The 16,811-nt window shown below is 46.4% G+C and carries 13 protein-coding genes; 7 read left to right on the forward strand and 6 right to left on the reverse strand.

Going from position 1 to position 16,811, the window contains the following annotated elements; all coding sequences use genetic code 11:
• Positions 1-19 precede the first annotated feature (19 nt).
• On the forward strand, positions 20-538 hold the full coding sequence (locus tag QNM19_RS01260; protein ID WP_049864861.1) for a GNAT family N-acetyltransferase: 519 nt from the start codon (positions 20-22) through the stop codon (positions 536-538).
• Here QNM19_RS01260 and QNM19_RS01265 read toward each other — a convergent pair.
• The 4 genes from QNM19_RS01265 to QNM19_RS01280 are packed head-to-tail and all read right to left on the reverse strand — an operon-like array spanning position 519 to position 4,840.
• Positions 519-1,118: a PqiC family protein gene (locus QNM19_RS01265; RefSeq protein ID WP_049864862.1), complete on the reverse strand. Its 600-nt coding sequence runs from the start codon at positions 1,116-1,118 to the stop codon at positions 519-521. The genes QNM19_RS01260 and QNM19_RS01265 overlap by 20 nt on opposite strands.
• Positions 1,118-2,776, reverse strand: coding sequence for an intermembrane transport protein PqiB (pqiB, locus tag QNM19_RS01270; RefSeq protein ID WP_284026206.1), 1,659 nt, complete (start codon positions 2,774-2,776; stop codon positions 1,118-1,120). Before pqiB ends, QNM19_RS01265 begins: the two co-directional genes overlap by 1 nt.
• Positions 2,769-3,977: a paraquat-inducible protein A gene (locus QNM19_RS01275; RefSeq protein ID WP_284026207.1), complete on the reverse strand. Its 1,209-nt coding sequence runs from the start codon at positions 3,975-3,977 to the stop codon at positions 2,769-2,771. Before QNM19_RS01275 ends, pqiB begins: the two co-directional genes overlap by 8 nt.
• 59 nt (positions 3,978-4,036) lie before the next feature.
• Complete coding sequence (locus QNM19_RS01280; protein WP_049864863.1) at positions 4,037-4,840, reverse strand: acyl-CoA thioesterase; 804 nt, start codon at positions 4,838-4,840, stop codon at positions 4,037-4,039.
• 196 nt (positions 4,841-5,036) lie between these two features.
• On the opposite strand from QNM19_RS01280, the gene dnaK reads away from it, so the two are divergent.
• The 6 genes from dnaK (at position 5,037) to QNM19_RS01310 (ending at position 13,810) form a co-directional block, all read left to right on the forward strand.
• Positions 5,037-6,977 carry a molecular chaperone DnaK gene (dnaK, locus tag QNM19_RS01285; protein ID WP_335339079.1) on the forward strand — a complete coding sequence of 647 codons (1,941 nt, stop codon included), beginning with the start codon at positions 5,037-5,039 and terminating at the stop codon, positions 6,975-6,977.
• A gap of 229 nt (positions 6,978-7,206) precedes the next feature.
• Positions 7,207-8,337 carry a molecular chaperone DnaJ gene (gene dnaJ / locus QNM19_RS01290; protein ID WP_010381085.1) on the forward strand — a complete coding sequence of 377 codons (1,131 nt, stop codon included), beginning with the start codon at positions 7,207-7,209 and terminating at the stop codon, positions 8,335-8,337.
• 581 nt (positions 8,338-8,918) lie between these two features.
• A complete protein-coding gene (gene ybaK / locus QNM19_RS01295) occupies positions 8,919-9,377 on the forward strand; it encodes a Cys-tRNA(Pro) deacylase (RefSeq protein ID WP_049865681.1) in 459 nt (152 codons plus the stop codon).
• 258 nt (positions 9,378-9,635) lie between these two features.
• Entirely contained in the window at positions 9,636-11,888 is a 2,253-nt protein-coding gene (locus QNM19_RS01300) for an acyl-CoA dehydrogenase (protein ID WP_049865682.1), read from the forward strand.
• Between the two features lie 153 nt (positions 11,889-12,041).
• Positions 12,042-13,001 (forward strand): phosphotransferase, encoded by a 960-nt coding sequence (locus QNM19_RS01305; RefSeq protein WP_156202393.1) that lies wholly within the window; start codon positions 12,042-12,044, stop codon positions 12,999-13,001.
• On the forward strand, positions 12,995-13,810 hold the full coding sequence (locus tag QNM19_RS01310; protein ID WP_284026208.1) for a DMT family transporter: 816 nt from the start codon (positions 12,995-12,997) through the stop codon (positions 13,808-13,810). The genes QNM19_RS01305 and QNM19_RS01310 overlap by 7 nt, the downstream gene beginning before the upstream one ends.
• A 66-nt stretch (positions 13,811-13,876) precedes the next feature.
• Here QNM19_RS01310 and QNM19_RS01315 read toward each other — a convergent pair whose 3' ends face one another.
• Together QNM19_RS01315 and QNM19_RS01320 are read right to left on the reverse strand one after the other, a co-directional pair.
• Entirely contained in the window at positions 13,877-15,520 is a 1,644-nt protein-coding gene (locus QNM19_RS01315) for a S8 family serine peptidase (protein WP_284026209.1), read from the reverse strand.
• Between the two features lie 189 nt (positions 15,521-15,709).
• A complete protein-coding gene (locus QNM19_RS01320; protein ID WP_284026210.1) occupies positions 15,710-16,759 on the reverse strand; it encodes an ABC transporter substrate-binding protein in 1,050 nt (349 codons plus the stop codon).
• Between the last annotated feature and the right edge of the window lie 52 nt (positions 16,760-16,811).

Here is a 16,811-nt window from a genome sequence, read left to right on the forward strand (position 1 = left end):
TTTCTTAGGACGTATTGTTATGTCAGAGATTGTAACGCGCACAGAGCGTTTAATTATTCGCAGAGCTCAAATTGCAGACACTGAGTTGATCTTTGAACTGCTTAACCAACGGAGCTTCATCGATAACGTGGCGGATAAAGAGATACGAACCTTGTCCGATGCACAAAAGTATATTGAAAGTGCTTTTTTTACACCATACGACCTGGCAGCACCAAGCCCCTACATTGTCACGCTAAATGACGGAACTGCGATTGGTATTTGTGGTCTCTATCAGCGGCCTTATCTGGAGTTTCCTGATCTGGGATACGCTTTTCTCGATCGGTATTGTGGGAAAGGATATGCTTTTGAAGCGGCTGAGGCATTACTGTCATTTGTTCGCAACTGTGGCAAGTATAAGGCACTCGGGGCCATCACAACCCCCGAAAATACGGCGAGTAACAAGCTATTAGCAAAGCTCAATTTTGTTCTGGTTGGTAAGTTTGAGCTTGTACCAGGGATGGCGCAGACTAACTTATACGTTAATCTGCTTGAGAGATAATGTCATTCGACCCGATTGCTGTGTGCAATTGTGTCATTAAAAGCTGCCAGTTAGCCTGGTGAGCGCTTATAAGAGCTGTGAAGCCATCTTGCGAGAGCGCTGATTGGTAGTCAAAATGTTTAACACGGATCAGCCTGGTCCCCTTATCGGTTATTTGATATAGGTGCCAGGCACCCCTTAAAATTGCGCCTTGCTGGTAATGACCAGCCAGATCTGAGACTTCTATCAGCAATTTGAAATCGCCGGTATTGAAATCACTGGCATGGGTAGAGAGTACGGGTGACAAGCCCTTACCTTCGAGATGCTGGAGTGTTTCTTTGGTCAGTATTAGCTTTGGGTGCTCCGCCCAATAATGGTAATTGGCAATGTGGACAGTATGCTCAGAGGTGTACTGGACGAGTGCTTGCTGGTCAGCAACCCCAACAATATTGACCTCATCGACGTAAACTCTGGGTGCATTGACACTTGGGCTTTGCGTTGTATTAAGCGCTGAATCAAATCGATAATACTGATATTGAGCTGGGTCTGATCCCGCACAGCCAGTCAGCATGATTGTGAGAAGCGCAATAACGGCTTTCATTAGCGCTGCTTCCTGGGTTCAGGATCTGCCAGAGTCTCTTTGTCGAACAGTAGCATATTCGGCTGTTCATTTAGGCCTTTTGACACAGGCTTGAGCGAGTTACTAAGGCTTTCTAGTTCTTGCAGGGTATCTGTGAGTTGCTCGACCATACCAGACCCTTTTTGATAGTTGTTTAGTGTTTGCTCAAATTGCTTGAGGCTGGCAGTGAGTTGCGCCAGCGTTCCCTGTAATTGTGTTAGATTTTTTTCCACTTTTTCAGATACTTTCGTTGTGTTGAAACTATTAACCAGTGCTTGCGTTTCTTCTGCCAGTGCTGTGAACGCCTGCATCGTTTGTTGTGCTTCATTGAGCGAGTTATCCAGTGGCAGTTTGTTGAGCTTGTTCAACAAAGCCATGACTTGCTCTGATAAAGCTGTAAATCCACTCGGTACACTCGGCAACACCGGGTACGCGAAATTCATCCCTAAGCTGGTCGGAGGGGTTGAATTGTAAAAATCTAGCTCTATATATACCGCACCTGTTAAAATATTACCACTTTTTAGTGAGGCTCTCAGGCCATTTTTAATCCATTGTTCTATATTTTCCTGCCAATATTGCTTGGCTTTGGCATCGACTTCATAAATGCGCCCATATTCAATTTTGATAAGTACAGGAATCGACGTGTTACCCTGCTGGAAGTAAAGTGGCTGCCCATTTCGTTCAAGCCTCGCAGGAACCTGCTCGACAGTACCTATGCGCATACCCCGATACTCAACCGGTGCACCGGGTTTTAATCCCCTAATTGATTGTTCAAATTCAACCAAATAGTGATCAAACAAATCAAAGCGACGCTCCAATGCAACGGCGAAATTTTGATGCAGCGTAAATGCTCTGCCTTCCTGAGCAACCTCTGTGCCGTCTTGCCCGGGTGGATAATCTACGGATATTCCGCCTTTAATCATTTTTGCGAGTGAACCTGTATTGAGGTTAATGCCCTCACTGGTCAGGGAAAGCTCTACCCCTGAATTGATCCAGAAAATCGCATTGTGAGTGATTAGGCGGTCGTAGGGGGAGTGAATGAACACCCCGTACTCCATTTGTAAAGAGTCGGTATTAAACACTGAACTCTCAATTTGCCCCACATGATAATTACGGAAAAAGATCCCAGTGCCCACATCCAGCACTTCGCCACTGGTTGAGCTGAGCTGATAACGCACACCTTCAATGTCTGTCGAGATAAGAGCTGGCTGCTCCTGGAGCGTATATAGACTGGTGCGCTGCTTACTCTCTCCCGGTAGCAACTCGATATATACACCAGACAATAAGGTGTTAAGTCCGCTTATTCCGGATTGATCAATACGTGGTTTTACTATCCAAAACTTAGCGTCTTCTGTCAGTAAATTATCATAATGCTTTTCTACGCGGACAGTGGCAACGACGGCTTTCTGCTCTACTTGCAAACGAAGTGACTCAACAACACCGACTTTAACGCTACGGACTCTTATTTCCGTTTTGCCAGCGATAATACCGTCGGCACTCTTCATCTTAATGTATATTTGATGGCCTTTGTTCTGCTGATGCTGATAGAGCATCCAGCCCGTTATCAGAACAGCCAGTAAGGGGACGACCCAGATGACGGAAAGCCTGGGTTTGGGCTCGATATGCGCTTCTTTATTCATGTTTATTTAAAGAGTCCCAAAGTAAACGAGGGTCAAAATTGTTCACAGCAAAGATTTGGCAAATGACCATGGCGGTAAAAAAGACGATACCTGGCTGTGGCTCTACGCTCAGTACAGTACCAAGCTGTACGAGAGAAACCAAGAGAATCACGACGAAAACGTCGATCATTGACCATTTACCCACCGCTTCGAGGGCGCGATAGAATTTAGCCGCTACTTTTGGGTTAGTTGGATAGCTAACACGATACAGTAAATAGAACAATGTACCTGCTTTTATTAGTGGGATGCAGATACTCGCGATGAAAATCACAATGGCGATTGGGTATGAGCCATTATTCCACAGGACTTCTACACCACCATAAATGGTTGCTGGTGTATGTAACCCGAGGTTAATAGTGTCCATAATTGGAAAAGACAGAGCTGGTACCATAAATATGAGGGAAGTGACCATCCAGGCGGCGCTTCGCGCTACAGAGTTATCTTTACGGTAACGTAATTTCGCCAAACAACGCGGGCAGTGAACATCTCGGCTGATCTGCTGGCAGACATGGCATTGTTTGAGGCTTTGTGTACTTGCACGTTTGGCGCAATGCTCTATCGAAGGTGTGAAATGCGCTTGTTGTAGTTGCCAGAGTTGGTGTTGGCTTAGTAAAGACAAAGTCTCAATAAAACACAATACAAATAAAATATAAGCCCAAAAGCCAAGTCCTACTTCAATTTCAGCGAACGCGGTAAGCTTAAATGCACTAATTAATACGGCCACGAGAAAGATATCGGCTAAATTGAGAGGTCTTAGTGCCATGATAAATTTTGCAACGACCCTCGCATTATGAGGGTTCATTTTTTGCCACACAGGCGTATGGACAAGCAGAATGAGGGCACTGGCAATAAATGGCAGGATAACGATACTGGTGCTCAGCAGCGCTGCAAGGAACACACTATAGTGCTTGGCAAGTTGCATAATCGCTGCCATCAAGCTAATGGTCTGCTTCAGGCCATGTTGCGCATAGGAGATAAAATGTGGTTGCAGGCTCAGTAACAGAAAGATAATAGAGGAAAGGCTAAATGCGGCTATCCATTGTGTGTAGTTGCGTTGGGTCGTTGCCAGTACATTACCGCAATGCGGACAAACAGCTCTTTGCTGTTCGCCCAAATCTTGAATGGACACTAAAAAATCACAATGCTGACAGGCGACTATCACTGTTTAACCAATACCTAAGCTCACTACTGCACATAGTGTGAGTGACTTAAAGGTTTTTATCAACTGTCAAATACGGCTACCGTCTGTCTGCTCAGTGCCAGTAATTTCCCATCTTGTGAGAATAACTTAGCGTCTTCTATGGCATAGCCATGTTCAGCCTGATGCGTGACAGCTTCCATGGCGAACCATTCAGTGCCTGCTAATTCTATGTCATCTAAGAACTCAACGTACCAGGACATGCTGCTTGCGGGTGTTGGGCCTTTGCACAGTTGTAGCAGAGTTGGGGGCCAGGCATCTGCCAGCGCGAGTAAATGAAGAACTGATAAATGCGGTTGTGCGGGTTCTTTGAATTTCATCCAACCGCCTATATGGCTGGAGCTGGCGTCACTAAATGGCATTGCACCTTGTTGCAGATTAAGGTCGATGTGTTGGATGAAGGCCGGCATTACCCCTTCTATATAAGGGAGCGTCTGCTTGTGATTAACTTCTGTCAGTGTACTTTCGTCTTTTGCAGCAACTTTTATAGCAGATGAACGTGGTTTACCAAAACAAGCGAGTGCAACAAGGCAAACCTGGTCATTCTGTGTAATGGTGGTTTGCATCTGAGTTGCATTTTTACCGGCACGTAATAGTTGAGTATTGAGTTCAAATGGCGTTTCACTTAAAAGAGGGCCGACAAAATTGCAGCTAAAAGAAAGCAAACGCCTATTTTGGTCGCCCAGTTGATTTAACATGCTTTGTAACATCAGAGCAGCTGAAAGGCCACCAAAGACTGTTCTGCCTTGTCCCCAGCTTGCAGGTAATGAAAGTTGAGCCTGAGCGAGCTTCAGGTCAGGCAGGGAAATGAGTTGATCAAACGTCATAGCATTTACTTTTGGTTGGTCTTGAATATCTTCTATCTGGTCATACCAGAATCTAAAAGTCAAATTTAGCTGATTTTTGATGAAAAAAACGGCATAGCGAAAAAATTTCAAAAAAAACCACTTTTTTTTTGTTGTGACGCTTGAATTACAAATTGCCGCCCCTATTTATCAAGTCATCTAACAGAACAACGAATTTTTGAAGTCGGAGAAGATTCACATGGGTAAAATTATTGGAATCGATTTAGGTACTACTAACTCTTGCGTAGCGGTACTTGATGGTGATAAGACACGCGTTATCGAAAACGCTGAAGGGGATCGTACAACGCCATCGGTTATTGCATTTACCGAAGAGGGAGAAACGTTAGTAGGTCAACCGGCAAAACGTCAGGCTGTGACTAACCCTCAAAACACACTGTATGCAATCAAGCGTTTGATTGGCCGTCGTTTTGAAGATGAAGAAGTTCAGCGTGACATCAGCATTATGCCATTTAAGATTGCTAAAGCAGATAATGGTGATGCCTGGGTTGAAGTACGCGGCGAGAAACGCGCTGCACCTCAGATTTCTGCTGAAGTCTTGAAAAAGATGAAAAAGACAGCCGAGGATTTCCTTGGTGAAGAAGTAACTGAAGCAGTTATTACTGTTCCTGCTTACTTTAATGACTCACAGCGTCAGGCGACAAAAGACGCAGGTCGCATCGCTGGTCTTGATGTAAAACGTATTATCAACGAGCCAACAGCTGCGGCACTGGCCTATGGTATGGACAAAAAGCAGGGCGACAATGTTGTTGCTGTTTACGACCTGGGTGGTGGTACATTCGACATCTCGATCATCGAAATCGACGAAGTTGAAGGCGAGCATACGTTTGAAGTATTGGCGACCAATGGTGATACACACCTTGGTGGTGAAGACTTCGACAACCGTGTAATTAACTACCTGGTTGCTGAATTCAAGAAAGACCAGGGCATTGACCTGAAAACTGACCCGCTGGCAATGCAGCGTGTGAAAGAAGCGGCAGAAAAAGCGAAGATCGAGCTTTCATCTGCACAGCAGACAGAGGTGAACCTGCCTTACGTTACTGCTGATGCAACAGGTCCTAAGCACATGAACGTGAAGCTAACTCGTGCAAAACTTGAGTCACTGGTTGAAGATCTGGTTGCACAGTCAATCGAGCCGCTGAAGCGTGCACTGGCTGACGCAGACCTGTCTGTAAACGATGTAAATGACATCATCCTGGTAGGTGGTCAAACACGTATGCCATTGGTACAGAAGCAAGTAGCAGAGTTCTTCGGAAAAGAGCCTCGTAAGGACGTAAACCCTGATGAAGCGGTAGCAGTTGGTGCTGCGGTTCAAGGTGGTGTACTTGCAGGTGACGTGAAAGACGTCCTACTACTAGACGTTTGTCCTCTGTCTCTGGGTATTGAGACTATGGGTCAAGTCATGACTGCGCTTATTGAGAAAAACACGACTATTCCTACCAAGAAGTCGCAAACTTTCTCAACAGCTGAAGACAATCAGTCTGCGGTAACAATTCACGTACTGCAAGGTGAGCGTAAGCGTTCAAGCGACAACAAGTCACTTGGTCAGTTCAACCTGGAAGGTATTCGTCCTGCACAGCGCGGTGTACCACAGATTGAAGTAACCTTTGATGTTGATGCGGATGGTATCTTGCATGTGTCTGCGAAAGACAAAGACACAGGTAAAGAGCAGAAGATTACTATTCAGGCATCTTCAGGTCTGAGCGACGATGAAATTGAAAACATGGTTCGTGATGCCGAAGCGAATGCTGAGGAAGATAAGAAGTTCGAAGAGCTGGTTGGCGCTCGTAACCAGGCTGATGCGTTGGTTCACGCTACTCGCAAGCAAGTTGAAGAAGCAGGTGATGATCTGCCAGCTGACGACAAAACAGCGATTGAAGCAGCACTGTCTGAGCTAGAAACAGCCATTAAAGGCGAAAGCAAAGAAGAAATCGATGCTAAGACCCAGGCACTTGCAGAAAAATCTCAGAAGCTAATGGAAATTGCTCAGGCGAAAGCTCAGGCGCAACAAGCTGGCGGCGACGCAGGTGCGCAGCAAGCAAACAAGGCTGACGACGATGTAGTAGATGCCGAGTTTGAAGAAGTGAAAGACGACAAGTAATTGTTGACTTATCAGTGCCCACAGGCTTAGCCTGCGGTGCTAAACAGGGCCTGTTTATCCTTCAAGTTCTAACGAATGGCAGAGGTAAGCAGGCTCTGACGTATTTAAATTTAGGCGATAAGTAGATTGCGAACGGAGCTGGCAAGTCTCGTAAGCAGCGCAATCAAACACGTATTCGCCAGGCGGTCATCACAATGGCTGATCGCTCAGTAATAATTGTGTGAGAACTATGTCAAAACAAGACTATTACGACGTTCTTGGGGTATCAAAAGACGCCGGTGAACGTGACATTAAAAAGGCCTATAAACGACTTGCAATGAAGTATCACCCAGACAGAACCGCGGGCGATGCTGAACTGGAAGCAAAGTTTAAGGAAGTAAAAGAAGCCTACGAAGTCTTATCAGATAGTCAAAAACGCCAGATGTATGATCAATACGGCCATGCTGCCTTTGAACAAAACGGTGGTGCAGGCCATGGTGGATTTGGCGGCGGTGCTGATTTTGGTGATATTTTCGGGGACGTATTCGGTGATATTTTTGGTGGCGGGAGACGTCAATCACGCCAGCAGCGCGGTGCAGATCTGCGGTATAGTTTAGATCTGAGCCTGGAAGATGCAGTACGTGGTAAAGAAGTCGAAATCCAGGTTCCGACTTGGGTGTCTTGTAAGCCTTGTGATGGCAGCGGCGCTAAGTCGGGGTCTAAACCAAAGACATGTCCTACCTGTCATGGTGCAGGTCAGGTCCAGATGAGACAAGGTTTCTTTGCCGTTCAGCAAACTTGTCCTACCTGTCAGGGAAGTGGGCAGGTTATTTCTGATCCATGTGATAGCTGTCATGGTCAGGGTCGTGTTGAAAAAACCAAAACATTGTCTGTTAAAATCCCTGCGGGTGTTGATACGGGCGACCGTATCAGGTTGTCTGGAGAAGGTGAGGCTGGCATGCACGGCGCACCGGCTGGTGACTTGTATGTTCAGGTGAGTGTGAGAGAGCATCCGATTTTTGTTCGAGATGGTAATAACCTTTACTGTGAAGTACCTATCAGCTACACCACAGCGGCTTTGGGCGGTGAGATTGAAGTACCGACTCTAGATGGTCGAGCAAACCTTAAAGTACCGTCTGAGAGCCAGACAGGAAAGATGTTCCGTATGCGTGGCAAAGGCGTGAAATCGGTTCGTAGCGGTGCTGTGGGCGATTTGATTTGTAAAGTCGTGATTGAAACGCCGGTCAATCTCAATGAGAGACAAAAAGAACTGCTTAAGGAGCTTGAAGAGAGCATGGGCAGTGATGCTGGAAAAAACCGTCCGAAGGCGCAAGGGTTCTTTGACGGGGTTAAGAAGTTCTTTGATGATCTGACAAAATAGTATCAGGGCTGACTTTTGAGCCAGCTGGTATATCAGAAAAACAAAACGGCGCTTAACGGCGCCGTTTTCTCTCAGTTTAACAGCATGAGATAATCCATATCTCCAGTACATTTACATGCCAGTACTGTTCGACTGTGTCCTGTTAAAAGAAGTCCATCGGTACAGCCTAGTCGCTTACACTTGGACGCACAGGCCACACTGCTTTCCCAAAAATAGTATTCGTTAGTCAAAAAAGACAAAGCAAAGTAGCTAACCGCACATACGGCTGCGATACGAACAAGACCTTTGTTCATAACGACTCTCCCGCGCAATAAAACAGTGCGTATAGAGTTAATAAGACTTTAGTCTAATTTGGCGTTTTGTCTACCTTAAGATAGGGTTTAAAGTAACTTGCGATAAATTATTTTCAACGTAAGCGCCTAAGCTTGTCACCAGCCGGTCAGCAAAGCCTTTGCAGGTACCTAACTTGTCGGCGACAAGGGCGGCAATTTTCTCATCTTAGATCGTTATTTATCCAAATGGATTTTAATGTTGATGAAGCAGAATCGATTTTTCGATGATAAGGGACAGGAAACGCCAGTATGACACCCGCTATTCAATTACTTAAAAAGCATAAGGTCAGCTTTGAAGTACTTAAGTTCGAACACGACCCGAACATCACTGAGTTTGCACAGGAAGCGACTCAGGCATTGGCCCTGGCACCGGACAAAGTATTTAAAACGCTGGTTATTAGCGTAGATGGCAGGCTCAATGTTGCAGTTACACCTGCCACACAATTGGTTGACTTAAAAGCGTTTGCTAAAAGTTGCAATGGCAAAAAAGCGCAACTTGCAACGCAACAACAAGCTGAGAATGCAACAGGGTACCAACTAGGCGGGATCAGCCCCTTTGCGCACAAAAAACGATTGCCGGTTATCTTACACAATTCTGCGCTCACTTATGACACGATCTATGTCAGTGGCGGTCGACGCGGCTTAGAGCTGGCGCTTAGTCCAACAGCACTTACAGCCTTGTGCTCAGCCCAGGTTGCTGATTTTTAAGCCATCTGTTTTTTATCCCGCATATGTCCTTTTCTCAGTGAACGAGGTGGCATTTCGTTTTAAACCAATTTTTCTGAATAAAAAACAGTCAAATTGGTGGTTTCAGCGAACACTTGTAAGCTATTAATTATTTAGTAATTTTTTAAATAACCCAGACCTTTCAGTAAAAAAGCCGTTAAAAAATAGCATAGAGCAATTGATCTAAACGGAATTTTATGCCGTAATGTAACTATATCAATCTGGTCGGATGAGTTTATTATGAGTTTAAGAACACAACTAAGAAAAATATTGCCAAGCATTTCGGTGACTGAACAAGAGGCACTCGATGCGGGTGATGTATGGCTTGAAGGCTCAATCTATCGCGGGAAACCAGACTTTGACGCATTGCGTGCGGTGCCGGAAGCCAAATTAAACAGCGAAGAGCAAGCGTTTTTGGATGGGCCCGTACAAGAATTAATGGCGATGATCGATGATTCCGTTATACAAAACGAGAAGCATTTGCCAGAGCACATTTTAGAATTTTTGAAAAAAGAACGCTTCTTCTCTTTGATTATCCCCAAAGAGTATGGTGGCAGAGAGTTTAGTCCGTATGCGAATTCAACCATTGTAGGCACCATAGCGACAAAATCGTCTGCGGTTGCGGTTACAGTCATGGTTCCAAACTCTTTGGGACCTGGTGAGTTACTCATGCACTATGGAACCAAAGAGCAGCAGGCGCATTACCTGCCACGGCTTGCCAATGGAACCGACATTCCCTGTTTTGCCTTGACTAGCCCAGAAGCTGGTTCTGACGCAGGTGGCATTCCGGATCAGGGTATCGTCACGAAAGGTCAATACAACGGCGAAGAAGTGTTGGGTCTGGAAGTAACTTGGGACAAACGTTACATCACGCTTGCGCCAATCGCCACAGTATTAGGTTTGGCATTTAAAGTACTTGATCCAGAAGGCTTGCTGGGTGGCAAAGAGTCTTTGGGGATTACCTGTGCGTTGATCCCTAAATCGCATCCGGGTGTTGAGCTCGGCAACCGCCACGACCCTATGGGTATCCGTTTCTACAACGGTACTACTCGCGGCGAAAAAGTGTTTATTCCGATGGACTTCATTATTGGCGGTCAGCAAAATATTGGTCGCGGGTGGCAGATGTTAGTTAGCTGTCTGGGTGCTGGGCGTGGTATTTCTTTGCCAGCGCTTGGCGTATCTACCAGTCAGGTTGCATTGAAATCGGCGTCAGAGTACGCGGCGGTACGTGAGCAATTCGGGCTGGCAATCGGTCAGTTTGAGGGGATCCAGGAAAAGCTGGCGGACATCGCTGGCAAAACCTATCTTCAGGAAGCGATGCGTGTACTGACAACAGAAGGTCTTGGTATGGGTCTGAAACCGTCGGTTGTAACAGCAATTGCAAAATACCACATGACGGAAACTGGCCGGGATGTGTTGGATTCAGCTATGGATATTTTGGCCGGTAAGGCCATCCAGAACGGTCCGCAAAATACGTTGGCCAGCGGTTATGTTGCACAGCCAATCGCGATTACCGTAGAAGGAGCTAACATCCTTACTCGTAACCTGATGATTTTCGGTCAGGGGGTTATGCGTTGTCACCCTTATCTGCAATCAATGGTTGAAGCAATTCACAGCGAAGAAGCTGACGCGGATAAAACCTTTAATAAGATTTTGCGCAAGACAGTGGGGTATAGTGTCGCTAACAGTCTGCGCGCATTCAAACTGGGACTATTGCCATTTACTGCCGGCAGTAACTCAAGCTTGCCAGAAGTACAGGCCTACGAAAAAGCAGCACAGCGTTTGTCTGCTAAGCTGGCTGTGTATGCTGATTTTTCTTTGCTGGTTCTGGGTGGCAAGCTTAAGCAAGCTGAAATGTTATCTGCCCGTTTAGGTGATGTGATGAGTTATTTGTACGCTGCCATGGCTTCGATCAAGTATTACGAGCAGAAAGTGGCAGTGACAGACCGTGAAGCTGCCGCGCCTTATTTCCATTACGCAACACGCTATGCATTAGTTGAAGCCGAGCAGGCCTTACATAAGTTCTTGGATAACTTCCCGGCGCCTGGTACACGTAAATTTATGCGAGTGTTAACCATGCAGTTCGGTCACTCGATGCCACGAATTAACGATGATATGGTACGAGAGTTGGCAACGGCAGCGCAATTGGATACTGCATTTAAGGCTCAGTTAACGCATCTGGTTAAACCACAAGCTGGTGACGGTCACGATATTAACGAACAGGCTTATAAGGCTAAGATTGCTTGTCTTGACCTGTTAGGTAAAGTTAAGCGCGCACTTAAAAAGCGCGAGATTAAAGCCGGGGTTCGTTTTTACGAAACACTGGACAATGCACTGATAGCTAAGGTCATCAACGAAACGGAATATGCCCAGTTGATTGACTACAATCGTAAGCGAGAAAAAGCAATCCGGGTTGACGAATTTGATTTTGATCTTAACTTGCTGGATGAAGCAGGTTCGTTAAATGACGTAAAGTCGGCAGTAAATCAATAAATTAAATTGTTAGTTAGTCTCTTTCAAGCCCCGTTTATTCGGGGCTTTTTTTGTGATTGCGCAGCGGCACAGTGTCTGGGGGGAGTCGGGCGGACGTGTTACACTGTTTATGAAAGTTAATGGGTAAACGTCACTAGAATCTCAAGGAGCGCCATGTCTACCTCCGCACTTGTCTCGCATGTTATGACCATGCTTGTGGACACACAGCAAGCCCAGGCATTATGGAGTGGCTGTGGTTACATTCACAAATTTACTTATCAGGGTGAGTTGCTCGTTGCGAAAGTGGCCACTGTACCAGCACAACTGGCGCACCGCCATATTACCCAGAGTCCCCATTCTTTGCGTCGAAAATATCAATCTTATGAGAAGGAATTGAACTTTTATCGACACACAGGGCAGCGTTATATCTCAGTATGCACATTGCCTGAGGTTAAAGCGTTGGCACATCAGAACGAGGTTTTTATTCTGGTGCTTAGTGATTTTGAAACACAGGGGTACCGAAATGTAAGTGCAGCTTCTCGCGTCCATCTTGACTACATGCTTACGTGGCTTGCACGCTTTCATGCGGTTGGACTTGTTGACCCTGATTTACTGACAGGGGTTGTGCGGGGAAACTACTGGCATCTGGATACACGTCCGGATGAATTTGAGCGTATGGCTTCCGGTGAGCTTAAAAATAGTGCACAAGCAATAAATCAAAGGTTAATTGACTGTCCTTATCAAACTTTAATTCATGGCGATGCGAAATTAGCCAACTTCGCGTTTAGCTCAAAGCAGGCATTGGGTTATGACTTTCAGCATGTCGGTCTGGGAGTTGGCATAGCTGATGTAATGCTACTCTTGACCAGTATATATAGTGGCCGAGAACTCGAAACGCAGGCACTGGTGTGTCTGGATAGTTATTTTGAGCAATTAGGTCGTGCTTTGTCCGGGATCTGGTCAGCCGAGCGAATTGCCGAACTAGAGAAAAGCTGGCGGGAGTTATGGCCCTATGTGTGGGCTGATTTCCATCGTTTTTTAATGGGTTGGAAGCCCGACCATCAAAAACTGACTGCTTACATGTTTTCTCAGAGCGAATTATGTCTTGCGCAACTTGGTGAGGTGCGATGCTGAGTGCGTTAGTAAGTGCAATCTGCTGGGCCTGTTTTGACTTTATACGAAAGCAACTGGCTCAGCATGTCAGTGCACCTTTGATGTCTGTTATATTCAGCTTGCTAGTATTGCCTGGCTACCTCATTTACTGGGGATGGTTACAAGCGCCTTTGCCAGAGGCCGAGTATTTCGTTCCGGGCGCGGTAAGTGGTTTGCTTGCGGCGATCGGGAGTGTGTGTTTTATTCGTGGCCTGGCAGTTGGCAAAATTGCTGTGATGTTGCCGCTGCTTTCTGTAACGCCTGTCGTGTCTGGAGCATTTGCCTGGATATGGCTAGGTGAGCCGCTCGCTGAGGCTCAGGTGCTAGCTTTAGGTGCTATTACTCTTGGCTCTTTTATATTGCAAGGTGGCAGGTTTGCGATCCGCGAGCCCGGCGCCGGGTATGTCCTGATAACAGCTTTGTGTTGGGGAATGTGCATCGTGTTCGACAAACAGGCTTTGCAACATGCTGAAGTGAGCTTTCATTTGATTTTCCTTACTACTTCTGTGGCGCTAATCAATGGGATGATTTTTAGGCCCAAGTTAGGCGCTGGTGTGTTGCTGAAGTACAAGTGGCAATGGGCTGGAGCAGCATTAGTCTTTGCCTTTGCTGTGTTGTGTCAGCTGGTTGCTTTGCAACAGTTACAGCCAGGCGTAATGGAGGCAATTAAACGTGCGTTCGGTATTACCAGTGCGGCATTACTTGGGGTGTACTTCTATAAAGAAACACTTAAGCACTATCAATGGTTAAGTATCGCCGTTATTTTGATCGGCACTGTCTCTTTGTATTAGAGGAGCAAGCTTGTTTGCTTGCTCCAGGAGCGACAACCTCATCCATGAGCGCTGCCTTTTATTGATTTACTTACATTGTGCGCCTTTGCGCCATACATTGCTGAAAATGTCAGGACGTGCACCTAGTGACCACCAGGTTGCCTGATATTCGTAGCCGCTGTACGACACTTTGTCGCCAGTGTTATAGTAAGTTCCGGCATTCCACGCCTCAACGCCGCTACAACCACCGCCGTTACTACCGTCTTTAACTGTTACATTCATGCTCTTTGACGCGGTTTTGTTGTTGGCGCCTTTAACCGTTAATGTAACACTGTATGTACCTGCTTGCGCGTAAGTATGGCTTGGGCTGGTTTGTGTGCTTGAGTTACCGTCTCCAAAGCTCCAGCTATAAGTACCTGCGCTTGACTTGTTGCTAAATTGAACGCTCAGGCCGTTTGGTGTTGCGCTGAAATCCGCAACCAGAACTGGCTGGCCACCACACCCTGCATCTACCAGGTAATCATAAGCGGCTTTTGCCTGTACGATACCGTGACCATAGTAGTTGTCACGTCCAGCAGAGCCCTTGTCTTTTGCAGTCGCATTGAGTGCCGAGCGGATTTGTTCTGCGCTACACTGAGGGAAATTACTCCAGACCAGCGCCGCTACGCCTGACACGTGTGGTGTAGCCATTGAAGTACCGCTGATGCTCTTGTAACCCTGGTCATTCCACGTTGAATTTACGCTTACACCTGGGCCTGCAATTTCTACCTGGCTGTTGTATTGTGAGAAAGATGCAACGCGCTCTGAGCTGTCTACTGCTGCGACAGAAACAACAGCATCATAAGATGCCGGATAGCTGAATGAGCTGTTTGAGCCGTTACCCGCTGCAGCAATATGCAGCATGCCGCGCTGTGCACTTGATGCGAAGGCATTGCGCTCAGCAGTTGAGCTGCCACTGCCGCCCAAACTCATGCTGGTTACATTTGCGCCAGCTGCTTCACACTGCTCAATCGCTTTGATCAGGTCTGAGCCATATGCCCATCGACCCTGGTCATTGAAGACCTTAACGATATGCAAACCAAGTTGACCTGATGGGTTAACACCTACCACACCTTGTCCATTGCCACCAAGCGCAGCAATAGTACCCGCTACGTGCGTACCGTGGCCGTTGCCGTCCTGATACCAGTTACCTGTGTTGTATGACCCGTGACCGTCGTTACCGGTAACGCCTGTGTTTGGCAGGTCTGGGTGGCCACGAGTATAACCTGTGTCCATGATACAAACTTTTTTGTTACCTGCACTGCTATCACTTACCTGGTTTGCCTGAACCATAGTGATACCATATGGGACCGACTCCGCTAGTGGTACTACAGAACCTGCAGTTACCTCTGGCAGATAGCGCTTTGGATCGACCTCAATTGACGCGACGTTACCACTCGCTTCAAGGGCTGATAACTGCTCTGGAGTCAGCTCCATTACAACGGCATTCACGCTTGGCAATGTTTCAATTGCTTCGGCATTGGCTTGTGTCGCGATGCTCACAAGACCTTGTGCTTTAAACTGAGAAAGCTCAGCACCAGATACGCGCATCGGGAGCGTGTTGGCTACTGCTGAATCTTTAACTGTGACGATGACTCGTTGTGTTTCAGACGCTTGTGCTGTGCCGAGTGCCGCAGTGACACCTAATGCTAGCAAAGAGTATTTTACGCTTGTTAGAACTTTGGTTTTCATAAGTTTACCTATATTACATGTTGTTAACCCTTATAACTAAAACAGGGAATGCTAGCGCTGTCAATAATGAAAAAATAAGGAAAATTCTGCTGGGGAAATTTTATACTTTTTGTTGATGATTCGTGGATTAAAATTTGTTGCAAATGCAACTTGTGTGGCATTTTATTTTTTATATTTAAAATAAAAAAATTAAAATTTTAATTGCTGATTCAGTGTCTTAATATTGTAACTTTGGCCACCAGTGGTGAACTGTTTAAAGTCAATGTCATTCAAATCTGCACTGTGGAGGGTGTGATACAAAGGTCTAAATTTTTCAGAATAAGGTTTGAATATAGCAATTTTTTGCTCTCCAATAGCGCTAATCTTGCGGTCATGGAATTTTCTAATCTCTGTTAACAAGTAGCCACCCAACAGCACGTGGCCACCGAGTGACACATCGATGACGTTTTCGTGACCTAAATCCCAATTTATGCCACCGATCTTAAGGTTTTCTCTGATATTGAGTTCCGATGCTGCTCGCGCAGCGCCACGTGCGATGGCATCATTTGCGCACCAGATTAATCGGGTATCTGGAAATCGCTGCAACAGCCCAAAAGCTAGCTCGTAGGCGCTTTGCTCTGACCATTGCGCATCAACGCGCTCAACCAGGTTGACTCCATAAGTACGATTAGTGTAGCCAAGCAAGCCTTGCTCTCGCTCGACTGCGGCATTTGTCGCGACATCGCCCAGTAAAGCAAGCATTACGTTACGCTCATTTGTCTGTTTTGTACTGTCGGGTAGCGCGTCATGGAGCAGCTTGGCCAGCAACCGGCCTGCCTGATAGTTGTCAGGCGTAACGGAACCAAGTACGCCAATACCCTTGGCTGCAATGCGCTTTAGCGCTAGTTTATCCGGACTATTAAGCAAAAAAGCGACGCGTTTATGCTCACCAGGCACGGTAAGCAGTGCGTTCGTAATAACGCCTTTTTCATCAACGAGAATAAGATAGTCAGCTTTGGTGTTGAGGGCGTTCTGTGCGAGTTTCTTCATATGAATATGGTTTCTCTCGGCGTACAGTGTGGTGAGTTTGATATCTAGGTCCTGGGCGGCAGCTTCCATGACTCTTGTAACATTTTGCCAGAATGCGCCAGTCGGGTTGGACTGTTTATGGCCCGGATTAACGAAAGTCACGGTGATCGTTTGTGCAAAGGGGGCGGAAGCCACAAAAAGTAGCACAACAGATATAATCAACACTTTCATTGTGCACCTCGATGTCAGAGCGACAGTTTGTTTGCCGCGCTTTTACTTATAT

The sequence above is a fragment of the Pseudoalteromonas ardens genome (assembly GCF_030125445.1).
GTDB lineage: Bacteria > Pseudomonadota > Gammaproteobacteria > Enterobacterales > Alteromonadaceae > Pseudoalteromonas > Pseudoalteromonas ardens.